This window comes from Nocardioides sp. Soil777 (assembly GCF_001428425.1).
GTDB classification, from domain to species: domain Bacteria; phylum Actinomycetota; class Actinomycetes; order Propionibacteriales; family Nocardioidaceae; genus Nocardioides; species Nocardioides terrigena.
Map to the genome: position 1 here is coordinate 358,363 of NZ_LMSN01000016.1, position 22,757 is coordinate 381,119.

At 72.4% G+C, this 22,757-nt stretch carries 23 protein-coding genes, 2 tRNA genes and 1 other RNA gene; 17 read left to right on the forward strand and 9 right to left on the reverse strand.

Annotated features, from left to right (window positions below):
• Positions 1 to 2 precede the first annotated feature (2 nt).
• The gene (locus ASG88_RS14730) at positions 3 to 1,220 is read left to right on the forward strand and encodes a S8/S53 family peptidase (protein ID WP_056888165.1); all 1,218 of its coding nucleotides are present in this window, start codon (positions 3 to 5) and stop codon (positions 1,218 to 1,220) included.
• An 86-nt stretch (positions 1,221 to 1,306) separates the two neighbouring features.
• On the opposite strand, the gene ASG88_RS14735 is transcribed toward ASG88_RS14730, so the two are convergent.
• Positions 1,307 to 1,395: transfer RNA gene (locus ASG88_RS14735), tRNA-Ser, on the reverse strand.
• A 94-nt stretch (positions 1,396 to 1,489) separates the two neighbouring features.
• Between ASG88_RS14735 and ffs the strand changes: the two genes are divergently transcribed.
• The 7 genes from ffs (at position 1,490) to ASG88_RS14765 (ending at position 8,173) form a co-directional block, all read left to right on the forward strand.
• Positions 1,490 to 1,580, forward strand: an RNA gene (gene ffs / locus ASG88_RS22690) — signal recognition particle sRNA small type.
• Positions 1,581 to 1,649: 69 nt separating this feature from the next.
• On the forward strand, positions 1,650 to 4,046 hold the full coding sequence (locus ASG88_RS23870; protein WP_056888166.1) for a DNA polymerase III subunit gamma and tau: 2,397 nt from the start codon (positions 1,650 to 1,652) through the stop codon (positions 4,044 to 4,046).
• Positions 4,047 to 4,113: 67 nt separating this feature from the next.
• Complete coding sequence (locus ASG88_RS14745) at positions 4,114 to 4,500, forward strand: YbaB/EbfC family nucleoid-associated protein (RefSeq protein WP_056888167.1); 387 nt, start codon at positions 4,114 to 4,116, stop codon at positions 4,498 to 4,500.
• Positions 4,501 to 4,509: 9 nt separating this feature from the next.
• On the forward strand, positions 4,510 to 5,109 hold the full coding sequence (gene recR / locus ASG88_RS14750) for a recombination mediator RecR (RefSeq protein WP_056888168.1): 600 nt from the start codon (positions 4,510 to 4,512) through the stop codon (positions 5,107 to 5,109).
• Entirely contained in the window at positions 5,102 to 5,725 is a 624-nt protein-coding gene (locus ASG88_RS14755; RefSeq protein ID WP_056888169.1) for a DUF5063 domain-containing protein, read from the forward strand. The genes recR and ASG88_RS14755 overlap by 8 nt, the downstream gene beginning before the upstream one ends.
• Positions 5,726 to 5,858: 133 nt before the next feature.
• A complete protein-coding gene (locus ASG88_RS14760; RefSeq protein WP_056888170.1) occupies positions 5,859 to 7,130 on the forward strand; it encodes an aspartate kinase in 1,272 nt (423 codons plus the stop codon).
• Positions 7,127 to 8,173 (forward strand): aspartate-semialdehyde dehydrogenase, encoded by a 1,047-nt coding sequence (locus tag ASG88_RS14765; RefSeq protein ID WP_056888171.1) that lies wholly within the window; start codon positions 7,127 to 7,129, stop codon positions 8,171 to 8,173. Before ASG88_RS14760 ends, ASG88_RS14765 begins: the two co-directional genes overlap by 4 nt.
• Before the next feature lie 6 nt (positions 8,174 to 8,179).
• On the opposite strand, the gene ASG88_RS14770 is transcribed toward ASG88_RS14765, so the two are convergent.
• From ASG88_RS14770 to ASG88_RS14780, 3 genes are all read right to left on the reverse strand, one after another.
• Positions 8,180 to 9,022: a hypothetical protein gene (locus ASG88_RS14770; RefSeq protein ID WP_056888172.1), complete on the reverse strand. Its 843-nt coding sequence runs from the start codon at positions 9,020 to 9,022 to the stop codon at positions 8,180 to 8,182.
• A 181-nt stretch (positions 9,023 to 9,203) separates the two neighbouring features.
• Positions 9,204 to 9,280: transfer RNA gene (locus ASG88_RS14775), tRNA-Pro, on the reverse strand.
• 101 nt (positions 9,281 to 9,381) lie between these two features.
• Entirely contained in the window at positions 9,382 to 10,305 is a 924-nt protein-coding gene (locus tag ASG88_RS14780) for a metallophosphoesterase (RefSeq protein WP_056888173.1), read from the reverse strand.
• Between the two features lie 25 nt (positions 10,306 to 10,330).
• Here ASG88_RS14780 and ASG88_RS14785 point away from each other — a divergent pair, with 25 nt between their 5' ends.
• Positions 10,331 to 10,789: a GatB/YqeY domain-containing protein gene (locus ASG88_RS14785; protein WP_056888174.1), complete on the forward strand. Its 459-nt coding sequence runs from the start codon at positions 10,331 to 10,333 to the stop codon at positions 10,787 to 10,789.
• Between the two features lie 21 nt (positions 10,790 to 10,810).
• On the opposite strand, the gene ASG88_RS14790 is transcribed toward ASG88_RS14785, so the two are convergent.
• Positions 10,811 to 13,207, reverse strand: a complete 2,397-nt coding sequence (locus tag ASG88_RS14790) for a transglycosylase domain-containing protein (RefSeq protein WP_157559749.1) — start codon at positions 13,205 to 13,207, stop codon at positions 10,811 to 10,813.
• Positions 13,208 to 13,395: 188 nt separating this feature from the next.
• Between ASG88_RS14790 and ASG88_RS14795 the strand changes: the two genes are divergently transcribed.
• Positions 13,396 to 13,683 (forward strand): WhiB family transcriptional regulator, encoded by a 288-nt coding sequence (locus ASG88_RS14795; RefSeq protein WP_056888301.1) that lies wholly within the window; start codon positions 13,396 to 13,398, stop codon positions 13,681 to 13,683.
• A gap of 6 nt (positions 13,684 to 13,689) precedes the next feature.
• Here ASG88_RS14795 and ASG88_RS14800 read toward each other — a convergent pair whose 3' ends face one another.
• Both ASG88_RS14800 and ASG88_RS14805 read right to left on the reverse strand, forming a co-directional pair.
• Positions 13,690 to 14,865 carry an ArsA family ATPase gene (locus ASG88_RS14800; RefSeq protein WP_056888176.1) on the reverse strand — a complete coding sequence of 392 codons (1,176 nt, stop codon included), beginning with the start codon at positions 14,863 to 14,865 and terminating at the stop codon, positions 13,690 to 13,692.
• Entirely contained in the window at positions 14,862 to 15,830 is a 969-nt protein-coding gene (locus ASG88_RS14805; RefSeq protein ID WP_235534873.1) for an ArsA-related P-loop ATPase, read from the reverse strand. Before ASG88_RS14805 ends, ASG88_RS14800 begins: the two co-directional genes overlap by 4 nt.
• A 187-nt stretch (positions 15,831 to 16,017) precedes the next feature.
• Between ASG88_RS14805 and ASG88_RS14810 the strand changes: the two genes are divergently transcribed.
• The 3 genes from ASG88_RS14810 to ASG88_RS14820 are packed head-to-tail and all read left to right on the forward strand — an operon-like array spanning position 16,018 to position 17,985.
• A complete protein-coding gene (locus ASG88_RS14810) occupies positions 16,018 to 16,821 on the forward strand; it encodes a CoA transferase subunit A (protein WP_056888177.1) in 804 nt (267 codons plus the stop codon).
• Between the two features lie 5 nt (positions 16,822 to 16,826).
• Positions 16,827 to 17,495, forward strand: a complete 669-nt coding sequence (locus ASG88_RS14815; protein WP_056888178.1) for a 3-oxoacid CoA-transferase subunit B — start codon at positions 16,827 to 16,829, stop codon at positions 17,493 to 17,495.
• 1 nt (position 17,496) lies between these two features.
• A complete protein-coding gene (locus ASG88_RS14820; protein WP_056888179.1) occupies positions 17,497 to 17,985 on the forward strand; it encodes an XdhC family protein in 489 nt (162 codons plus the stop codon).
• Here ASG88_RS14820 and ASG88_RS14825 read toward each other — a convergent pair.
• Complete coding sequence (locus ASG88_RS14825) at positions 17,982 to 19,397, reverse strand: MFS transporter (RefSeq protein ID WP_056888180.1); 1,416 nt, start codon at positions 19,395 to 19,397, stop codon at positions 17,982 to 17,984. The two genes, ASG88_RS14820 and ASG88_RS14825, sit on opposite strands and share 4 nt — an antisense overlap.
• Before the next feature lie 114 nt (positions 19,398 to 19,511).
• Between ASG88_RS14825 and ASG88_RS14830 the strand changes: the two genes are divergently transcribed.
• Both ASG88_RS14830 and ASG88_RS14835 read left to right on the forward strand, forming a co-directional pair.
• Positions 19,512 to 20,552, forward strand: a complete 1,041-nt coding sequence (locus ASG88_RS14830) for an LLM class flavin-dependent oxidoreductase (RefSeq protein WP_056888181.1) — start codon at positions 19,512 to 19,514, stop codon at positions 20,550 to 20,552.
• 64 nt (positions 20,553 to 20,616) lie between these two features.
• The gene (locus tag ASG88_RS14835) at positions 20,617 to 21,678 is read left to right on the forward strand and encodes an LLM class flavin-dependent oxidoreductase (protein ID WP_056888182.1); all 1,062 of its coding nucleotides are present in this window, start codon (positions 20,617 to 20,619) and stop codon (positions 21,676 to 21,678) included.
• A gap of 28 nt (positions 21,679 to 21,706) precedes the next feature.
• Here ASG88_RS14835 and ASG88_RS14840 read toward each other — a convergent pair whose 3' ends face one another.
• Positions 21,707 to 22,102, reverse strand: a complete 396-nt coding sequence (locus tag ASG88_RS14840; protein ID WP_235534864.1) for a low affinity iron permease family protein — start codon at positions 22,100 to 22,102, stop codon at positions 21,707 to 21,709.
• A 38-nt stretch (positions 22,103 to 22,140) separates the two neighbouring features.
• On the opposite strand from ASG88_RS14840, the gene ASG88_RS23560 reads away from it, so the two are divergent.
• Positions 22,141 to 22,296 carry a hypothetical protein gene (locus tag ASG88_RS23560; RefSeq protein WP_199907377.1) on the forward strand — a complete coding sequence of 52 codons (156 nt, stop codon included), beginning with the start codon at positions 22,141 to 22,143 and terminating at the stop codon, positions 22,294 to 22,296.
• Complete coding sequence (locus ASG88_RS14845; protein ID WP_056888184.1) at positions 22,296 to 22,757, forward strand: RidA family protein; 462 nt, start codon at positions 22,296 to 22,298, stop codon at positions 22,755 to 22,757. The genes ASG88_RS23560 and ASG88_RS14845 overlap by 1 nt, the downstream gene beginning before the upstream one ends.

The window sequence follows — 22,757 nt, forward strand, 5'->3', positions numbered from 1 at the left end:
GCATGGGCACGAGGACGGGACTGTGGGCCCGCGGCGGTCTCGCCACCGCGCTCGCGCTAGGGACGCTGAGCCTCGGGGCGACCGCGCCCGCCCACGCCGTGGACGGCGAGGAGTGCAACGTCGCGACGCTCCCCGAGTCCGAGTCGCTGGCCGACACCAAGGCGCGCACCAGCGCACCGATGGCACGCATGCACGTCCCGGAGGCCCACGAGATCACCGACGGGACCGGGGTCACGGTCGCGGTCGTCGACTCCGGCATCCAGCCGGGACTGCCGATAGACACGGGCCCCCCGCTCGGGATCCCCGACGTCTCCGGCCCGATCCTGTCGGGCCACGGCACGATCGTCGCCGGCCTGGTCGCCGGTCGCGAGGGCGTCGCGCCGGGCGCCCGGGTGATCGACGTGCGGGTGCTGGACACCGAGACGCCGGACTACTCGCAGCAGCAGAAGGGCGTCACCTCGGCGGGCCTGACCGCCGGCATCCGCCAGCTGATCGCGGTGACCCGCACCGAGAAGATCGGGGTCGTCAACATCTCGTTGTCCGTCGGCCAGGACGACCCCAACCTGCGCGCCGCCATCAAGGACCTGGTCGCGCGCGACGTCGTCGTGGTGGCCTCCGCGGGCAACGCCGACGCGGAGGCGTCGGAGTCGTTCAAGGGCACACCGGGCAGCGACGCCCCCGTCTACCCCGCCGACTACCCCGGCGTGCTCGCCGTCAGCGCGGTGGCACCCGACAACAACGACCTGCGCGGGCTCGTCGCCCCCAACAAGCAGACCGACGTCGCGGCGCCCACCTACGAGGCGCTCTCCTACAACACCACCGGGCAGAAGTGCCTGGTCGTCGAGGTCGCCACCTCCTGGGCCGCCGCCGAGGTCAGCGGGGTCGTCGCCCTGCTGCGGGCGGCCTACCCCCGCGACAACGCCAAACAGATCGTCGGACGCCTCGAGGCGACCGCCGAGGGCTCCGACGAGGTCGCCAACCCGTGGACCGGGGCGGGCGTGGTCCAGGCCCACGACGCGCTCACCCGCACGCTCGTCCTGGGGCGCAGCGGCAAGGTCGACCGCACGGTCCGGGAGGTCAGTGCGGACGCGATGGCGCCCCCGGCCCCGCGGCGGATCGACCTGTTCGGCCCCTCGCGCACGCTGCTGCTGTGGGCGGGGCTGCTGGCGGGGGCGCTGATGGCACTGGCCTTCATCCTGCGCCCTCTCGCCCGGCGCTGACCGGGCGGACGCCGTACGCCGGGCGCACCCGGGCCCGAGGGACCCGGAGATGCGACACGGCGCCGGGGGACCGGCGCCGTGTCGAGTGGCGGAGGATAGGGGATTCGAACCCCTGAGGGCTATTAACCCAACCCGCTTTCCAAGCGAGCGCCATAGGCCACTAGGCGAATCCTCCGCGGAGGAGCGTACCCGGCGCCCGACCGGGCGTGAAATCGCCTCTCCCGGGGTCGCGTTGGGCGGTGCGCGGACCCTCGCCTAGACTCTGCGACAACCCCCCACGTGGCGACATCTTGCCCAACTCCCCCAGGGCCGGAAGGCAGCAAGGGTAAGCGAGCTCTGTCGGGTGCGTGGGGGGCCTTTTCGTCCGGTGGGGCCCGCTGCGCGCAGCGCTCGGTGGTCGCTGTCGGACCCTGTCGTTAGGGTTCAGACGTGGAGTCACCGCTCGCCCTCTATCGCCGCTACCGGCCCGAGACGTTCGCCGAGGTCATCGGCCAGGACCACGTCACGGAGCCGCTGCGTGTCGCGCTCGCGAACGACCGGGTCAACCACGCCTACCTCTTCTCCGGTCCACGCGGCTGTGGCAAGACGACCTCGGCCCGCATCCTGGCCCGCACGCTCAACTGCGCGCAGGCCCCCGTCTCCGACCCCTGCGGGGAGTGCGACTCGTGCCGCGAGCTCGCCCGCGGAGGCTCCGGCTCCATCGACGTGATCGAGATCGACGCGGCCTCCCACGGCGGCGTCGACGACGCCCGCGACCTCCGGGAGAAGGCGTTCTTCGCCCCGGTGCGCGACCGCTACAAGATCTACATCATCGACGAGGCCCACATGGTCTCCCCGCAGGGCTTCAACGCGCTCCTCAAGCTCGTCGAGGAGCCGCCGCCGCACCTGCGCTTCATCTTCGCCACCACCGAGCCGGAGAAGGTCCTGCCGACGATCCGGTCGCGCACCCACCACTACCCCTTCCGGCTGATCCCGCCCCGGCTGCTGTCCGACTACCTCTCCCGGCTCTGTGCCGAGGAGGGCGTCGCGATCGAGGCGGCCGCGCTGCCCCTCGTGGTGCGCGCCGGTGGCGGCTCCGCGCGCGACACGCTCTCCGTGCTCGACCAGCTCCTCGGCGGGGCCGGTCCGACCGGGGTCACCCACGCACTCGCGACCGCACTCCTCGGCTTCACGCCCGACACCCTGCTCGACGAGGTCGTCGACGCCTTCGCGGCGGGCGACGGCGCGGCCGTCTTCGGGGTCGTGGACAAGGTCGTCGAGACCGGCCAGGACCCCCGCCGCTTCACCGAGGACCTGCTCCGCCGGCTCCGCGACCTGGTGATCGTGGCCGCGGTGCCCGAGGCGCCGGCCAGCGGCCTCATCGACGTCCCCGAGGACGCCGGCGAGCGCCTGGTCGCCCAGGCCGCCCGCTTCGGGGCGATGGAGCTGAGCCGGGCCGCGGACATCGTCGCCGCGGGCCTCACCGAGATGCGCGGTGCCACCGCCCCCCGCCTGCTGCTCGAGCTGATCTGCGCCCGGGTGCTGCTGCCCGGCGCCGACCACACCAGCGACGGCGTGATGGCCCGCCTGGAGCGGCTGGAGCGCCGCCTCGACGTGAGTGGTGCGGTGAGCGCCCCGTCCGCCGACGCCGCCCCGGCACGTGCGGTCGCACCCCGACCCCCCGCCGCCCGCCCCGAGCCGGTCCGCCCCGAGCCGGCCCGCCCCGAGCCGGCCCGTGCGGAGCAGCCCCGGCCCGAACCGGCCGGTCCCGGACAGGCCCGTCCGGAGGCCGACCGTCCCCAGCGGGCGCACCAGGAGCCCGCGCCCGAGTCCGCCTCCCCGCAGATGGCGCCGGGCGAGGTGCCGACTGCCGAGGCGCCGCCGACCGAGCAGCGTCCCCCGGCCGCCGCGGACCCGGGCGAGCAGCGTCCCGCCGAGGAGCCCCCCGCTTCCGGGCACGCTCCCGCGGACCGCCCGGCACCCATCCCGCCTTCCGTGCCGTCGGCGCCCGACGGCCCCCCGGACGCCGAGGCGGCCTGGCCCGACGTGACCGCCCTGCCGGCGGACGCACCCTCGGCTCCCGCAACGAGCGCGCAGGCACCGTCGGGTGCGTCGGAGACCCGTCACGACCGACCCTCCGAGCCGGCCGCCCAGCAGTCGGCCCAGCAGTCCGCGGCAGGTCCCGAGGGCGGGCTGAGCATGGTCGAGGTCCGCCGGCTGTGGCCCGACATCGTCGACGCCACCAAGATGCGCCGCCGGCTGGCCTGGATGATCCTCACCCAGAACGCCCAGGTCGTCGGCGTCGACGGACGCACGCTCACCGTCGGCTTCGCGAGCCAGGGCGCCCGTGAGTCCTTCGTCGGAGGCGGGTGCGACGAGATCCTGCGCCAGGCCGCGATCGACGTGGTCGGGGTGGACTGGCGCATCGACGCCATCGTCGACCCGAGCGCGCAGGGCGGCAGCGGCCAGCCCGTCGTCACCTCCGCCTCGGTCCCCTCCACGCCAGCCTCGCCGCCAGCGGCCCCGGCGGACGACCGCCCCGCCGTCGACGCCCCGCCCGACTGGGTCACGGGTGACACGGCTCCGCAGGCTCCCGCACCCCCGCCGGAGGACTCCGGCCCGCCCAAGCCCCCACAGGACTCGGCCGGCCTCATCGCGGCGCGCGAGGCACTGGAGCGCTCGCGCACCGCGCCGTCGTCCGACGAGCCCCGGGTCGACCACGCGGCGCTGGCCGACGCGGCGGCCGACCCCGACGACCCGGACGCCGACACCCAGGGCCTCGACAGCACCGCGCTGCTCCAGCAGACCCTCGGCGCCAAGGTGATCGACGAGATCAGGCACACGTGACCACACGCACCACGCACGCCAGGCACTTTACGCACCACCCCACAACCCCACGACGGCAGGAGAGACGATGAGCCAGAACCCCTTCGAGGGACTCGGCGGCGGCGGCTTCGACATGGGCGCCCTGCTCCAGCAGGCCCAGCAGATGCAGGAGCAGCTGGCCTCGGCCCAGGAGCGGCTGGCCGAGCAGACCGTCGACGGCACGGTGGCCGGCGGAGCCGTCACGGTGACGGTCAACGGTGTCGGCGAGCTGGTGGGCCTGGCGATCAGCGCCGGCCAGTTCGACGGCTCGGACACCGACGACCTCTCCGACCTCTCCGACATGGTCATCGCGGCCTACCGCGACGCCAAGGGCAAGGCCGACGCGCTGGCCAGCGACACCCTCGGCCCGCTCGCGGGTGGCCTCGGCGGCTCCGACGACCAGGGTGGGGCGCCCGGCGGCCCACTCGGCTTCTAGGGCCTCCCCTTGTACGAAGGCATCGTCCAGGACCTCATCGACGAGCTCGGCAGGCTGCCGGGCGTCGGTCCCAAGAGCGCGCAGCGGATCGCGTTCCACCTGCTGCAGGCCGAGCCCGCCGACGTACGCCGCCTCGCGGACGTGCTGATCGAGGTCAAGGCCCGGGTGAAGTTCTGCACGGTGTGCTTCAACGTGTCGCAGGACGAGCAGTGCCGCATCTGTCGCGACCCGCGTCGCGACCCAGCCGTGCTCTGCGTCGTCGAGGAGTACAAGGACGTCGTCGCGATCGAGCGCACCCGCGAGTTCCGCGGCCGCTACCACGTCCTCGGCGGAGCGATCTCGCCGATCGACGGAGTCGGCCCCGACCAGCTGCGCATCCGCGAGCTGATGGTGCGGCTGGCCGACGGCACCATCACCGAGTGCATCCTGGCCACCGACCCCAACCTCGAGGGCGAGGCCACCGCGACCTATCTCACCCGGATGCTCAAGCCGATGGGCTTGCGCGTCACGCGGCTGGCGAGTGGACTGCCAGTGGGCGGCGACCTCGAGTACGCCGATGAGGTCACCCTCGGCCGCGCATTCGCAGGAAGGCGATCAGCAGATGACTGAGCACACCAAGCCCGAGCACACCAAGACCGACGTGACCGGGGGCGTGATCGACGAGGAGCAGTTCGCCTCGCAGATCGCCACCCAGATCGAGACCTTCCTCATCGCGCTGCGCGAGATCGCCCGCGAGGGCAACGGCTCCCAGGCGGTGTCGCTGCTGCTGCTCGAGATCAGCCAGGTGCTGCTGGCCGGCGCCCGGCTCGGCGCCCAGATGGACTTCCAGCCGCGCGAGGAGTACCAGCCCGACGTGGGTCCCGAGGCCGACATCGACGAGCTGCGGCTGCGCCTCGCCGAGATGCTCGACAGCGTCGACACCTACAGCTTCGTCTTCGACCCCTACGTCCCCGAGGTGGTGATCAGCCAGCTCTCCGACGACCTGGCCTCGATCGCCACCGACCTCGACAACGGCCTGCGCCACTACAAGCGCGGCGACATCGCCGAGGCGCTGTGGTGGTGGCAGTTCTCCTACGTCAACAGCTGGGGCAACCTGGCCGGGGCGGCGCTCAACGCGCTGCTGACCGTGGTGGCCCACGACCGCTTCGACACCGACTTCGAGGCCGACGCCGAGGCGCTGGCGGTCGCCAACGAGATCCTGGGCGACGTCGGTCCGCAGGCCTGACCGCGACGCCGCGACGGCGTCGTACTCCATCGGCCGCGGCGCGCGACGCGGCCGTGAGATGGGCGCGAAGCGGGCTGCGGCGCCCGCGTAGACTCGGCACCGCTCGAGCCACCGATCACGCAGGGGACCAACCGTGGGCATTGTCGTGCAGAAGTACGGCGGCTCCTCGCTCGCCGACGCCGACGCCATCAAGCGCGTCGCACGGCGCATCGTGGAGGTCAAGAAAGCCGGCCACGATGTCGTCGTTGCGGTCTCCGCGATGGGCGACACGACCGACGAGCTGGAGGACCTGGCCAGGGGCGTGTCTCCGCTGCCGCCGGCCCGTGAGATGGACATGCTGCTCACCTCCGGTGAGCGCATCTCGATGGCGCTCGTCGCGATGGCGATCAGCGACCTCGGTTACACCGCGCGCTCCTACACCGGCTCGCAGGCCGGCGTGATCACCGACGGCGTGCACGGCAAGGCCAAGATCATCGACGTGACGCCCGGCCGCATCACCAGCGCGCTGGAGGAGGGCCACATCGTCATCGTGGCCGGCTTCCAGGGCGTCAGCGCCGACACCAAGGAGATCACCACCCTCGGTCGCGGCGGCACCGACACCACCGCGGTCGCCCTGGCCGCGGCGCTCGAGGCCGACGTCTGCGAGATCTACACCGATGTCGACGGCGTCTTCACCGCCGACCCGCGCATCGTCCCGGCCGCCCGCAAGCTGGGCAAGGTCTCCTACGAGGAGATGCTCGAGCTCGCGGCATGCGGCGCCAAGATCCTGCACCTGCGGTGCGTGGAGTACGGCCGGCGCTACAACATCCCGATCCACGTCCGCTCGTCGTTCAGTCAGCTGCAAGGCACCTGGGTCGTCGAGGACCCCACCGATGGAGGCACCATGGAACAGGCCATCATCTCCGGCGTCGCCCATGACCGGAGCGAAGCCAAGATCACCGTCGTCGGGGTCCCCGACAGGGTCGGTGAGGCCGCGCGCATCTTCGAGGCGCTGTCGGAGGCCCAGATCAACCTCGACATGATCGTGCAGAACGTCTCCGCGGCGGCGACCAGCCTGACGGACATCTCGTTCACCCTGCCGCGCACCGACGGCCAGGTCGCCATGAACGCACTGGCCAAGATCCAGGCCGAGGTCGGTTACGACAAGCTGCTGTACGACGACAAGATCGGCAAGGTGTCCCTGATCGGCGCGGGCATGCGCTCGCACCCCGGGATCACCGCGAAGTTCTTCGCCTCCCTCGCCGCCGCCGGTGTCAACATCGAGATGATCTCCACCTCCGAGATCCGCATCTCGGTGGTCGTCGACGAGGCCATCGTCGACCAGGCCGTGGCGGCGACGCACACGGCGTTCGACCTCGACGCGACCGAGGTCGAGGCGGTCGTCTACGGCGGGACCGGTCGATGAGCGGCATCCGCCTCGGCATCGTCGGCGCCACCGGCCAGGTGGGCGTCGCGGTCCGCGAGATCCTGCTCGAGCGGGACTTCCCGATCGAGGAGGTCCGGTTCTTCGCCTCGGCCCGCTCGGCCGGCACGGTGCTGCCCTTCGGTGACCGCGACGTCACGGTCGAGGACGCCTCGACCGCCGACCCGGCCGGTCTCGACATCGCCATCTTCTCCGCCGGCGCGACCACGTCGCGAGCGCTCGCCCAGTCGTTCGTCGACGCCGGCGTGGTCGTGATCGACAACAGCTCGGCCTTCCGCAAGGACCCGGCGATCCCGCTCGTCGTCAGCGAGGTCAACCCCTCGGCCATCGACGAGGTGGTCGCCGCCGGGCGCGGCATCATCGCCAACCCCAACTGCACGACGATGGCCGCCATGCCGGTCCTCAAGCCGCTCCACGACGTGGCCGGTCTCCAGCGCCTGATCGTCTCGTCCTACCAGGCCGTCTCGGGCTCCGGCGTCGCCGGCGTCGACGAGCTGGCCAACGGTGTCGCGGCCGCGGGCGACAAGAGCCGCGAGCTGGCCTACGACGGCGAGGCGGTGGCCTTCCCCGAGCCGGTGAAGTACGTCGACACCATCGCCTACAACGTCCTCCCGCTGGCCGGTTCGATCGTCGACGACGGCCTCAACGAGACCGACGAGGAGCAGAAGCTCCGCCACGAGTCGCGCAAGATCCTCGACCTCCCCGACCTGCGGGTGTCCGGCATCTGCGTACGGGTGCCGGTCTTCACCGGGCACTCGCTGGCCGTCAACGCCGAGTTCGAGCAGGCGATGACGCCCGAGCGGGCCCGCGAGCTGCTGGCCGACGCTCCGGGCGTCGAGCTGCGCGAGGTGCCGACGCCGTTGTACGCCGCCGGCAAGGACCCGTCGTACGTCGGACGCTTGCGGCAGGACCCGGGCGTCGACGGCGACCGCGGCCTGGCGCTCTTCATCAGCAACGACAACCTGCGCAAGGGTGCGGCCCTCAACACCGTGCAGATCGCGGAGCTCATCGCAGCCGCTCGCTGAGCGCGGCTACTGCTGGTCGGCGCCCGCGTCGACCAGCGTTGCGGTGACCCGCCACGACAGCGCGTAGGCGACCACGGTCACGACCGGCACGGCGACGGCGCCCGTCCACTCGTCGAGGGAGTCGACGAGGAACAGCATCGCCACCACGGCCAGCAGCCCCACCGCGAGGAAGCTGGTGCTCCCGGCGTCGCTGATGCCGAAGCCGCGCAGCAGCCAGCCGCCGAGGTAGGTGAGCGCGATGAGTATCGCCACCAGGAGGAGCAGGCCCGGGCCTCCGCCGCACGAGGCGGTGCCCGTCGCGACGTCGCACAGGCGCAGCGAGCCCCAGGTCAGCAGGACGGCCGCCAGGCCGACCACGGCGCCGACGATCAGCACGGCCGGCAGCGCCGGCAGGTTGGGGAAGTGGAGGTCGCGTCGCTCCCGCGTCCCGGGCACGACCTCGGGGTCGTCGACGCGGACGTCGCTCCGGGTGTCCTCACGGGTCTCGGCGTTGCCGGCCGCGCGCACAGGCGCGGGCCCGGGCGCCGACCGGGGGCGGCGTCCGGCCGTCTCGACGGGCGGGAGCACCTCGGTGGGGCGGTCCAGCGGCTGCGGGTCGGGCTCGGCCGGAGGCGCGGGGACGATCGGCTCGACCTCGGGGACGATCGGCTCGGGACGCGGCTCCGGCTCCGGGTCGGGGGTGGTGACGGCCGCGGGCTCGGGGTCGGACGTGGCAGGGGTCGCCGTATTGGCGTCGGAGGCCGGGGACGTGGGCTCGGGGCCCCCGGCCCGCTCCTTGCGCTTGCGGCCGAAGCCGAAGGACGGGAGCTCCAGGGAGGGGCCGTCGCCCTCGAGGTCCTTGTCAGCCATGCGGCGAAGTGTGCCACGGGCGGGTCCCGTCCGAGGGCTGCGATCAGCGGGGAACATCCTCCCGCGTGGGGCGGGTCGATGTTCCCCGGTGACGGGTGGCGCGTCGGTCGTTGCCCGAAATGACACCGGCCCGGACCCACTTCCGTGGGTCCGGGCCTGGTCGATGTCGGGAGACATCACATGGTCGGGCTGACAGGATTTGAACCTGCGGCCTCCTCGTCCCGAACGAGGCGCGCTACCAAGCTGCGCCACAGCCCGATCCGCTCGTCACCGGTGTCCGGCATCGGAGCACGGCGAGCATACCCGAGCGGTCGGACCGGTCCGAAATCGGGCTCGGCGGGGGAGATCAGGGTCGCGGATCAGGCCCGCGGGACCAGTGTCAGGAGGGTCGCCTCGGGGCGGCAGGCGACGCGGAAGCGGACGTAGGGGTTGGTGCCGATCCCCGCCGACACGTGCAACCACGCCGAGCCGGGATCGCCGGGACGGGAGTCGGCCGGGTGCCGGTGCAGGCCCTTCGCCCGGGCGGACTCGATGTCGCAGTTGGTGGTCAGCGCGCCGTAGCCGGGCAGGCACACCTGGCCGCCGTGCGTGTGGCCGGCGAGGACGGCGTCGTACCCGTCGGCGGCGAAGCGGTCGAGGACCCGGAGGTACGGCGCGTGGGTGATCGCGAGGCGCACGTCGGCGGTGGGGTCCGCCGGACCGGCCACGGCCGCGAGGTCGTCGTAGTCCAGGTGCGGGTCGTCGATCCCCGCCAGCGCGAAGGTCGTGTCGCCGACGGTGAGCGAGCCGAGCTCGTTGGACAGGTGCACCCACCCGGCGTCGACAAGGCCGCGACGCAGGTCGCGCCACGGCAGCTGGGGGGTGTGGGTGTTGCGGTGCCCCGTGTCGGGCAGCAGGTAGCGCGCCGGGTTGCGCCACCCGGGCGAGAAGTAGTCGTTGGAGCCGAAGACCGAGATGCCGGGTCGGTCGAGGAGTGGGCCGAGCGCGTCGAGCACGACGGGGACCGACCGCATGTGGGCCAGGTTGTCGCCGGTGTCGACGACCAGGTCCGGCTCGAGGTCCGCCAGCCCGCGCAGCCACTCCCGCTTGGCCCGCTGGTCGGGCGCCATGTGGATGTCGCTGAGGTGGAGCACCCGCAGCGGGCGGTGCCCGGCGGGGAGCAGGGGGACGCTCACCTCCCGCAGGGTGTACTGCCGGGCCTCCCACGCGGCGTACGTCGCCAGCGCCGCTCCCGCCGCGAGGCCGGTGCCGAGGGTGCGGCCGAGAAAGGGGAGGAGAGGCATTCCGCAAGGCTGCCACAATGGCCACATGAGCACCCTCAAGGACCGTCTCCGCACCGACCTGACCGCCTCGATGAAGGCCCGCGACGAGGTGCGCTCCTCGACCCTGCGGATGGTGCTCACGGCGATCACCAACGCCGAGGTCGCGGGCAAGGAGCAGCGCGAGCTCACCGACGACGACATCATCGGCGTGCTGTCCACCGAGGCCAAGAAGCGCCGCGAGGCCGCCATCGCCTTCGAGGAGGGCGACCGTCCCGAGATGGCCGCCAAGGAGGTGGCCGAGGGTGCGGTGATCGCCGACTACCTGCCGGCGCAGCTCACCGAGACGGAGATCGCGGACCTCGTCACGTCGGCCATCGCCCAGACGGGCGCGGCCGGTGAGGGCATGCGCGCGATGGGCAAGGTCATGGGCGTCGTCAGCCCGCAGGTCAAGGGCCGCGCCGACGGTGGCGCGGTCGCCGCGGAGGTACGCCGCCAGCTCGGCTGACGCGGTCCGCCGGCGGGTGGGTCAGCGGTTGCCGTTCCCGTTCCCGTTCCCGTTGCCGTTGTTGCCGGGACCGGAGTTGCCGCCGCCGCCACCGTTGCCGCCGCCGTTGCCGCCGCCGTTGCCCTCGGGCTGCGGGGGCGGCGGGACGAACCCGGTCGAGGGGTAGATGACGACGGTGTCGCCGCTGCTCAGCGACGTGCCGCCGCCGGGGGAGGAGTAGGCCACCAGGCCCGCGCCCACCTCGGAGTTGACCTGACCGCCGACGCTGACGGAGAAGCCGGCCGCCTCGAGCGTCGAGGTGGCGGCCTCCTGCGTCATCCCGCTCACCTCGGGCACCGCGCTGAGGAGACCGGCGATCTGGTCGCCGCTCGGCGTCGTGAAGTCGGTGTAGTCGAGCTTGGGCGAGACAGCGGCCATGGCATCGCCCCAGATCGGGCCGGCCACCGTGGAGCCGAAGGCGCTGGAGATGAAGGTGCCACCCACCGACTGGCCGTTGAGCGTCACCCAGTTGCCCAGCGGGTCGGCGCCGGCGACCATCGCGGCGGCAGCGATCTCGGGGGTGTAGCCCGCGAACCACACCGACATGTTGTCGTTGTTGGTGCCGGTCTTGCCGGCCGACGGCTTGTCGATGGCGATGTTCTGCCCGAAGCCGCCGGGCTCCATGACACCGCGCAGGATGTCGTTGACGGCGTCGGCCGTCGCGCCCGGCATCACCTGCTCGCAGGTCTGCGGGTAGTCCTTGACGAGGTTGCCGTCGGCGTCGGAGACCGAGGTCACCGGCAGTGAGTCGCAGTGGATGCCGCGCGCGCCGAAGGTGGCGTAGGCCTCGGCCATCGTCAGCGGGTTGGAGTCGGAGACGCCGAGGATCCAGGAGGGGACCTTCTGGGTCTCGGGCAGCGTGATGCCCATCTGCTCGGCGAGCTCGAGGGGCTCGCACATCCCGGTGCGGGCCTCGAGCTGGGCGAAGAACGTGTTGACCGACTCCTGGGTGCCGGAGTAGAGGTCGTAGGTGCCCTCGCCGGTGGAGTTGGAGACGTTCCAGCCGCCGTCGCCGATGTAGGGGCCGTTGCAGGTCTCGAACGCGGAGTCCGGGATCTCCATGGTCTGCGGGGACCGGATCGAGGTGCTGAGCGGGATGCCCTGGTTGATCGCGGAGGCGAGCACGAAGACCTTGAACGTCGAGCCGGCCTGGAAGCCGTTGGCGTCGCCGTACTTCCGCGGGACGACGTAGTTGAGGTAGGTCTGGCCGTTGGCCCGGTCCTTGCCCATCGGGCGCGACTGCGCCAGCGCCTTCACGTAGCCGGTGCCCGGCTCGACCATGGCGAGACCGCCGATGGCCTGGTCCGTCGGGTAGACGTGCGAGGAGACGGCCTGGTCGGCGGCCTTCTGGTAGTCGAGGTCGATGGTGGTCTGGATCGTCAGCCCGCCGGACTGGAGGAGGCGCCGGCGGTCCTTGGCCGTGTCGCCGAGCGACTTGTCCTTCATCAGGTAGTTGACGACGTAGTCGCAGAAGAACGGCGCCTGGGACTGCTGGCACCCGTTGGGCGACTTCTCGATCTTGAGGCCGAGCTTGCGCTCCTTGAGCCTCTCGGCCTTGGCCTCCTCGATCACGCCGAGCTGGGCCATCCGGTCGAGGACGACGTTGCGGCGGTTGAGCGCGCGCTCCGGGGAGTTGGTGGGGTCGTAACCCGTGGGGTTCTTGACGAGGCCGGCGAGCAGGGCCGACTGCACGTGGTTGAGGTTCTTGGCGTTCTTGGAGAAGTAGTGCCGGGCGGCCGACTGGACGCCGTACGCACCGTCGCCGAAGTAGGCGATGTTGAGGTAGCGCTCGAGGATCCAGTCCTTGGAGTAGTTCTTCTCGAAGGCGATCGCGTAGCGCAGCTCGCGGAGCTTGCGGGCGTAGGTGTCGTCGGTGGCGGCGGCCGCCTCCTCCTTGGTCTCCGCCTGGGTCAGCAGGGTCTGCTTGACCATCTGCTGGGTGATCGACGAGCCACCCTGCACCGAGCCGCTGGCCTGGTTGGTGACGAAGGCGCGGAGCGTGCCGCGGATGTCCATCGCGCCGTGGTTGTAGTAGCGGTAGTCCTCGATACCCACGATCGCCTGCACCATCTTGCGCGAGATCTGGCTCAGCGGGACGTTGATGCGGTTCTGGTCGTAGAGCGAGGCGATGAGGTTGCCGTTGGCGTCGTAGATCCGGGTCTTCTGCGCCAGCTCCTTGGCCTCCAGCTCGGCGGGGAGGTTGACCATGCCCTTGCTGACGTCCTTGGCGGCGACACCCATGACACCGGCGAACGGGATCGCCAGACCGGCGACCAGGACACCGAGGATCGCGGAGACGACGGCCATTACGGCGAGGTGTGACGCCACCGTCCGGGCCGTCGAACGACCGGACTCACGTCGAGAGGTTGGCGTGGACATGGGCCCCAATGTACGGGAGGGGGCTATCACACCCCCACTTCGCGCGAGTCGGGACTAGTCACAATGGACCATGTGATTTGAGCCAAGTGGTCCCTATCTCAACCTGTCACTGGTACATACCTTTGAGCCCGGGTCGTGAATGGTCGCTATGGGGGTGACCATCGGGTCCCATGAATGTGGGGATCAACATGTGGGTTGAGGACTGGGCGCCGCGGGCGGCCTGCAAGCAGGACACTCCGGACGCGCTCTTCGTGCGCGGCGCGGAGCAGAACAAGGCCAAGCAGGTCTGCGCCGGTTGCCCCGTGCGCACCGAGTGCCTCGCGGAGGCCCTCGACAACCAGATCGAGTGGGGCGTCTGGGGCGGCATGACCGAGCGCGAGCGCCGGGCCCTTCTCCGTCGTCGCCCGGCCGCCTCGTGGCGCACCGTGCTGGAGACCGCGCGCCTCGAGCACGTCAAGGTCGTCGCCACCGTCTGAGCGGGTCTAGCCGGCGGGTTCGCCCGCCAGCAGGTCGCCGATGCGACGCAGGCCGACCAGGTCGTGCACGTCGGTGGCCAGGGCAGGGACGACGGTGGTCTTCACCCCCGGGTGGGCCGTCGCCCAGCGCTCGCGCAGGTAGGCCTCGCGCTCGACGATGCGCACCCGGTCGGCGTGCAGCCGCAGCAGGCCCGCCGTCGTGGACTCCGACGACGTACGGCCCAGCCGGTCGGCCGCGGCGGTCGCCTCGTCCGCCGACAGGTCCGTGCGGGCCGCGGGGCTGGCCCGGTTGACCACCAGCCCGGCCAGCGGCATCTCGTCCTCGGTGAGCCGCTCGACGAAGTACGACGCCTCGCGCAGCGCGTCCGGTTCGGGTGCGGCGATCACGACGAAGGCCGTCCCCGGCGCCTGGAGCAGCGAGAACGTGCGCTGCGCCCGCTGGCGGAAGCCCCCGAAGAGGGTGTCGAAGGCGGCCACGAACGTCTGCATGTCGCGCAGCACCTGGGCGCCCAGGATCTTGGTGAGCGCGTTGGTGACCATCCCCAGCCCCGCGGTCATCAGCCGCGCCGGGCCCTTGGCCGGTGCGAGCAGCAGCCGGATGAAGCGACCGTCGAGGAAGCTGGAGAGCCGCTCGGGCGCGTCGAGGAAGTCCAGCGCCGAGCGGCTCGGCGGGGTGTCCACCACGATGAGGTCGTAGGTGCCCTCGGCCTGGGCCTGGCGGTGGATCTGGCCCAGCTTCTCCATGGCCATGTACTCCTGCGTGCCCGAGAACGAGCTCGACAGGGCGATGTAGAACGGGTTGTCCAGGATCGCCCGGGCCTTCTCCGGCGTGGTCTGGCTGAGCACCACCTCGTCGAAGGTGCGCTTCATGTCGAGCATCATCGCGTCGAGCGTCCCGGGGCCGACCCCGTCCACCGGGCGGGGGGTGTTGTCGAGCGTCTCGATCCCCATCGACTGGGCGAGCCGGCGGGCCGGGTCGATGGTGAGCACGACGACCTTGCGACCCCGCTCCGCGGCGCGCAGGGCCAGCGCCGCGCTGGTGGTGGTCTTGCCGACACCGCCCGAGCCGCAGCACACGATGATGCCGGTGCCCGGGTCGTCGAGCAGGGCGTCGACGTCGAGGCGGGGGGCGCGCTCGGCGGTGGCGGCCAGCGGGCCGACGCGGGGGCGGCTGCGGGTCATGCGAGTCCCTGCTCCCTCATCCGGGCGGCCAGCTCGTAGAGACCGCCCAGGTCGATCCCGCCGGGCAGTCGCGGCAGCTCGTACGACGGCACGTCGAGCGCGCGGACGACCTCGCGCTGCGAGTCCTCCAGCGCCCGCCGGTCGGCGTGGTCGCGGGCCTCGTCGAGCAGCGAGTCGACCAGCTCGTGCGACACCCGGACCCCGGCCCGGGCCAGGTCGGCGGTGACGGCCTCCCGGTCGAGCGTGCCGGTCCGTGCCGCCTCGAGGTCGGCGGGGCCGAGGTCGCGCGGGCGGACCATGTTGACGATGACCCCGCCCACCGGGAGGTGGGCCTCGTGCAGGTGGGCAATGCCGTCGACCGTCTCCTGGACCGGCATCTCCTCGAGCACCGTGACCAGGTGGACGACGGTGCGCGGCGAGCGGAAGAGCGTCATCACGGTGTCGGCCTGGGCCTTGATGGGTCCGACCTTGGCGAGTCCGGCGAGCTCGCCGTTGACGTTGAGGAACTGGGTGATCCGACCCGTCGGGGGAGCGTCGAGGACCACGGCGTCGTACGCGAGGGCGTCCTTGTTGCGGGCGTTGCGCTGGACGGCTTCGTAGACCTTGCCGGTCAGCAGCACGTCGCGGACGCCGGGCGCGATGGTGGTCGCGAAGTCGATGATGCCGAAGCGGTCGAGGGCCCGTCCGGCGCGACCGAGCTTGTAGTACATCGAGAGGTACTCGAGCAGCGCGGACTCCGGGTCGATGTGCAGCGCGTAGACCGACCCCGGCGAGACGTCGCCCAGCGGCAGCCCGCGGGCGATCCGCCGCTCCTCGTAGGGGAGCGGCTCGACGTCGAACATCCGGGAGATGCCCTGGCGGCCCTCGACCTCGCACAGCAGGACGTTCTTGCCGGTGCTGGCCAGCGCCAGCGCGAGGCCGGCCGCGACCGTCGACTTGCCGGTGCCGCCCTTGCCGCTGACCACGTGCAGCTCGACCTCCGGCCAGTCGCTGCGACGGTGGCCGGCAGAGGATGCACCGGGGGCTGCACCGTGGACGGGGGACACGTCGTCGAGCCTAGTGTGTGGGTGGCGCCCATCGGCCCCCTCCGCGAGGGTGACTAGCATCGCAGCGAGCCCGGCGCGGACCGTCGGGCCGGGAGAGGAGTGGGCGATGGACAAGGTCGTCGCGAGCGCCGCGGAAGCGGTGGCGGACATCCCCGACGGCGCCAGGTTGTCGGTGGGCGGATTCGGTCTGTGCGGGATCCCGTCGGTGCTGATCCAGGCGTTGCTGGAGGCGGGCACCACGGACCTCGAGGCGGTGTCCAACAACTGCGGTGTCGACGACTGGGGCCTGGGCCTGCTGCTCATGGACAAGCGGCTGCGCCGGATGGTGGCCTCCTACGTCGGGGAGAACAAGGAGTTCGCCCGGCAGTACCTCTCCGGTGAGCTCGAGGTCGAGCTGACCCCGCAGGGCACGCTGGCGGAGCGGATGCGCGCCGGCGGGTCGGGGATCCCGGCGTTCTTCACCGCGACCGGTGTCGGCACGCAGGTCGCCGAGGGCGGCCTGCCCTGGCGGTACGACGACGCGGGCAACGTGGTCGTCGCCTCGCCGCCGAAGCAGACGCAGGTCTTCGAGACCCCCGAGGGCGAGAAGGAGTACGTCCTCGAGCACGCGATCGTGGCCGACTTCGGGCTGGTGCGGGCCTGGAAGGGCGACCGGCACGGCAACCTGGTGTTCCACGACTCGGCGCGCAACTTCAACCCGCTCGCCGCGATGTGCGGGCGGGTCACGATCGCGGAGGTCGAGGAGCTCGTCGAGCCGGGCGAGCTGGACCCCAACGACATCCACACGCCCGGCGTCTACGTGCAGCGCGTGGTTGCGCTGACGCCGGAGCAGGCCGCGGACAAGCGGATCGAGAAGCGCACCGTGCAGCCGGCGTCCGAGGCTGTCCAAGAGTCGAACCCGGGAGGCTGACGAAGATGGCATGGACGCGTGAGGAGATGGCCGCGCGGGCGGCCTCCGAGCTGGTCGACGGTTCCTACGTCAACCTCGGGATCGGGTTGCCGACGCTGGTGCCCAACTACGTCGCCGACGACGTGGAGCTGGTGCTGCAGTCGGAGAACGGCATCCTCGGGGTAGGCCCCTACCCCACCGAGGACGCGGTCGACCCCGACCTGATCAACGCGGGCAAGGAGACGGTGACGCTGCGACGCGGGGCGTCGTTCTTCGACTCCGCGACGTCGTTCGGGATGATCCGCGGCGGCAAGATCGACGCCGCGATCCTGGGCGCGATGCAGGTCTCTGCGGTGGGGGACATCGCCAACTGGATGATCCCCGGCAAGATGGTCAAGGGGATGGGTGGGGCGATGGACCTCGTCCACGGCGCCAAGCGGGTGATCGTGCTGATGGAGCACACCGCCAAGGACGGCTCGCTGAAGATCCTCGACGAGTGCGACCTGCCCTACACCGGCAAGCGGGTGGTGCAGCGGATCATCACCGACCTGTGCGTGATCGACGTGATCGACCCGACCACCGGCGAGGTCGCCCCCTCGGGCACCCTCGGCGAGCGGGCGCTCAAGCTGGTCGAGCTGGCCCCCGGCGTCACCGAGGACGAGGTCCGCGAGAAGACCGGACCGGAGCTGGTCTGACATGACGACGACCCGCGAGCAGCCCTGGTCCGACGACCCGTCCGACCCGGCTGCTCGCGGGCGCCTCGTCGTGCTGAGCCGCAACCCGATCTCGGAGGCCATCGAGGCGATCGGGACCGCTGTCGGCCGCGAGGTCGTGGTGGTGGCCGAGGACGAGGAGGGGCGTGGCGTCGCCGGCATCGCGGCGCTCGACCTGCGGGCCGGGGACGCGGTGGTGCTCTGCGACCACGACGCCCCGGACGCGCCCCGGGTGCTGCGCGACGCGCTGGCCTCGCCCGCGTCGTACGTCGCGATGATGGCCAGCCGCCGTCGCGCCGAAGGCCTCCTCGCCGACCTGGCGGAGGAGGGCGTGCCCGGGCTCGACCGGCTGCACGTGCCGGCCGGCCTCGACACCGGCGGCAAGGCGCCGGGCGAGATCGCGCTGTCCGTGGTGGCCGAGATCGTCGCCGAGGGCCACGGGCGCTCCGGCGGGCCGCTGCGGCGCCGCTAGGCCGCCCGGGTGCGCCTGGCGGCGGCGACGCCCAGCGCCGCGATCAGCCCGCCGAGCACGAAGACCGCGAGGAACGGGTCCTGGCCGCCCCGCTCGGAGGCGGCGAAGACCACGCCCGAGACCGACAGCGCCAGCGCGGCGCCGAGCGAGTCGGCGATGGTGAGGGCGGAGGAGTTGAAGCCGCGGTCGCGGTCCGACGAGACGGCCAGCATCGCCACGCTGGTGCGCGGGTAGCCGAAGCCCATGCCCGCGCCCGCCAGGACGTACGACGCCCCGGTGACCAGGGCGGGCAGGTGCAGCTCGACGGAGAGGGCCAGGGCGGTGATGCCGACCAGCACCAGCGCGGTGCCCACCCGCATGGCGGTGACGTCGGAGACCCGGCTCCCGAGCCGGGCCTGGGCCTGGCTGGCGGCCGCCCAGGTGATGCCGACGAAGGTCAGGGCGATGCCGGCGCGGCCCGGCGAGAGTCCCCACTGCTCCTGGAGGACGTAGACGATGTAGGCCTCGGCGCAGAAGAACGACGCGCTCAGCAGGCCGCGGGTGGCGATCACCGAGGGCAGCCCGCGGCGTCCGACCAGGGTGCCGGGCGGCAGCAGCCGCCGCAGCGAGACGACCACCAGGACGAGGGCCAGCACGGCGGGCAGCGCCGTGCCGGGCTCGGAGCCGAGCAGCTCCAGGGCGAGGACGGCCACCGCCGCGACCGCCGCCCAGACGAGGCTGCCGCGCGGTGCGGTCCCGGCGTCGGGCCCCGCATCGGTCGCTGGCGGACGGTGCCCCGACCGCAGGGCCGGCGTGATGAGCAGTGCCGCAGCCGCGACGAGCACGACCGCGCCCCCGAAGACCCACCGCCAGCCGAGCGCGTCCGCGACGAGGGCCGCGACCGCCGGCCCGAAGAGGGCCGGGAGCACCCACGCGGCGGCGAAGCTGGCGAAGACGGCGGGCCGCAGGACGGGCGGGAAGACGATGCCGACCAGGACGTAGAGCCCGACGGTGAGCGCGCCCCCGCCGAGTCCCTGCAGGACGCGGCCGGCGAGCAGCACCTCCATGGTGGGGGCCGCCGCGCACACCAGCAGCCCGGCCGAGAAGAGCACCATCGCGACGACCAGCGGCAGGGCCGGACCGCGACGGTCGCTCCACCGCCCGGCGGCGACGGTGCCCAGCACCCCGCAGGCCAGCGGCGCGGCGAAGGTGAGGGCGTAGAGCGACTCGCCGTCCAGCGCCCGCGCCACGGTGGGCATCACGGTGGTCACCGCCATCGCCTCGAACGCCACGAAGGCGATCAGGGCGAACATGCCGATCGTCGTCGCGGCGTACGACGGGGAGAGCAGCCGCTCGCGCGGCGCGCTGCCCGTGGCGCCCCCGGTGTCCTTCCCGGTGTCGTCCCTCGTGTCGTCCCCCGTGCTGCCCGTCATCGTCGTCACGATCGCAGACGCTAGGACCTCACGTGCACTCGAGATCAAGCGGCGTGCGCGGGCCGACGTGACGGGGGCGACGGAATAGTGACGGGGCGACGACGTTGCCCTGAGGTGACCTTCCCAGCCCTCTCCGTCCTCGACCTCGTGCCCGTCCGCAGCGACCAGCGGACCGGTGACGCCCTCGCCGCCTCGCGGTCCCTGGCCCGCACCGCCGACGCCGCGGGCTACACCCGCTACTGGGTGGCCGAGCACCACAACATGCCGGCCGTCGCCGCGACCAACCCGCCCGTGCTGATCGCGATGCTGGCCGCGGCCACCGAGCGGATCCGGGTGGGGTCGGGCGGCGTGATGCTGCCCAACCACGAGCCGCTGGTGGTGGCCGAGCAGTTCGCGCTGCTCGAGGCGGCCTTCCCCGGGCGCATCGACCTCGGCATCGGCCGCGCCCCCGGCACCGACCCGCTCACCCGCTACGTGCTGCGGGGTGGCTCCTCCGCGGCCGCCGACGACGCGGTGACCCGGTTCCCGGAGTACGTCGACGACATCATCACGCTGATGCACCCCGACGGCGTCGAGATGACGGTCGGGGGCCGGCGCCAGCCGTTGCGCGCGACCCCCCGGTCGGCGTCGCTGCCCACCGTGTGGCTGCTCGGGTCCTCGGACTACTCGGCCCGGCTGGCCGCGTCGCGGGGGCTGCCGTACGTCTTCGCGCACCACTTCGCCGGCCAGGGCACGGCCGAGGCGATCGAGCTGTACCGCTCGTCGTACCAGCCCTCGGAGGCGCACCCGGAGCCGCGCACCTTCCTCACCGTCAACGCCGCCGTGGCCGCGACGGCCGAGGAGGCCCGCCGGCTGGCGCTCCCGCAGGTGCTGCAGATGGTGGCCCTGCGCACCGGGGCACCGCTGACCGCGCAGAGGCTCGTCGAGGAGGCCGAGACGACCCCGGTGCCCGAGGCCCACCGCGGCATGGTCGACGCGATGCTGACCCGCTGGGTCGTCGACGAGCCGGTCGCCGCCCGCCGACGGGTGGAGGAGCTGGCCACCGAGTTCGGTGTCGACGAGGTGATGGTGCACCCGGTGACCTCGGCCTTCGCGGGCACCGACGCGGCCGCGTCGCCGGCCCGGGAGGAGACGCTCCGCCTGCTGGCCGGGTGACCCCGCGCGCTCGTCGTACGGTTAGTCTAGTGAAGAACTAGACATATCGAACGAAGGACGACCCATGACGCAGGAGTTCCTCTGGTACATCCCCAACCAGGTCGAGCCCGGCCATCGCGGGGACGACGCGGGCGAGGGCCACAACAGCCTCGACCGGCTCGTCGAGCTGGCCACGCTGGTCGAGGACCACGGGTGGGGCGGCGCCCTGCTCGGCACCGGCTGGGGGCGGCCGGACACCTTCACGGTGGCGACCGCGCTGGCGGCCCGGACGACGAGCTTCCAACCCCTCGTGGCCATCCGCCCCGGCTACTGGCGCCCGGCCAACTTCGCGTCCGCCGCCAGCACGCTCGACGAGCTGTCCGGCGGGCGCCTGCTCGTCAACGTGGTCTCGGGGCTGGACTCCCTGGAGGCGTACGGCGACACCGAGGGCGACCAGGCCCAGCGCTACGCCCGCACCCGGGAGTTCATGCACCTCGTCAGGCGGCTTTGGACCGAGGAGGACGTGACCTTCGACGGTGAGCACTTCTCGGTGCGGGGGTCGACCGTGGCCACGCGTCCCGTCGTACGCGGGGACCGTCGCCACCCGCGGCTCTACTTCGGCGGCGCGTCCGAGGCGGCCCAGCGGGTCGCCGCGGCCGAGGCCGACGTGCAGCTCTTCTGGGGCGAGCCGCTGGAGGGCGTGGCCGAGCGCATCGCGCACCTCCGCTCGCTGAGCGAGGAGGTGGGGCGTGAGCACGCGCCGCTGGAGTTCGGACTGCGGATCACCACGCTCGTGCGTGACACCACCGACGAGGCCTGGGCGGACGCCGAGGCCAAGGTCGCGAGGATGGCCGAGGGGGTCGGCGTCACGCCGGTCGACCAGCGCCGCGGCAGCGCGGTGGGCCAGCAGCGGCTCCTCGACCTGGCCGGGCGCGGCGACGTGCTCGACGACTGCCTCTACACGGCGCCGGGGAAGTACGGCGGGGGCGGGGCCGGGACGACCTGGCTGGTCGGGTCGGCGGGCGACGTCGCCAAGGCGCTGCGCAGGTACCAGGACCTGGGCGTCACCCACTTCATCCTCTCGGACACGCCCTACCGCGAGGAGATCGTGCGGCTGGGCGACCAGCTGCTGCCGCTGGTGCGTTAGGTCCGCTCTCCCGGGCCCGGTGCGCGGGTCAGTGGCGTTCCTCGAGGCCGACGGCCTCGCGGAGCTTGTCCACCGACTCGCGCAGCTCGTCGGAGTCGCGCGCGTGGTGGCTCATCAGGTCCGAGAGGGCCTCGGCGATGACGTTGAGCTTCTCCTGGGCGGCCTCCTCGCTGCGGCGTCCGGCGTTCTCGAGGAGCACGAGCAGCAGCAGGGAGAGGATCGCCGAACCGGTGTGCAGTGCCAGCTCCCACTTCGTGGTGCTGCCCCACAGCGGCTTGCTGAGCGCCCACAGGACGAGGGCGGCGACGATCACGGTGAAGAACGGAGCCCGGCTCACCACCTGGTTGGCGGCGTCGACGAACCGCTCGAAGGCGTTCGGTCGGTTGTCCTTGCCGCGGTCCTCCGCGGCCTCGTTGCGCTCCATGATCGGAGGTTAGTGCGTCCCCGAGTAGGGTGCCGGGCATGACGACGTGGGAATACCAGGTGGCGCCGATCCCGCTCCACAACGAAGCGCTGATGCTCAACAACTTCGGCCAGGACGGCTGGGAGCTGGTGGCCATCCACACCAACGCCCAGGGCGGCCTCGTGGCCTTCCTCAAGCGCGCGAAGGCCGCCTGATGGGAGCGGAGGCGCGCCTGGCCGAGCTGGGCATCACCGTCCCCGAGGTGGTCCCGCCGGTCGCGGCCTACCAGCCCACGGCCCGCACCGGGAACCTCGTGTTCACCGCCGGCCAGCTGCCCGCCCGCGACGGCGAGATGATCGCCGTCGGCAAGGTCGGCGCCGACGTGACCGAGGAGCAGGCCTACGAGTGCGCCCGCCAGTGCGCGCTCAACGCCCTCGCCGCGATCAGGGCCGAGATCGGCTCCCTCGACGACATCGTGCGGATCGTCAAGGCTGTCGTCTTCGTCGCCTCGACCCCCGACTTCACCGGCCAGCCCAAGGTGGCCAACGGCGCGTCCGAGCTGCTCGGCGAGGTCTTCGGCGACGCGGGCAAGCACGCCCGCTCCGCCGTCGGCGTGTCCGTGCTCCCGCTCGACGTCCCCGTCGAGGTCGAGCTCGTCGTGGAGATCAGGGCCTGA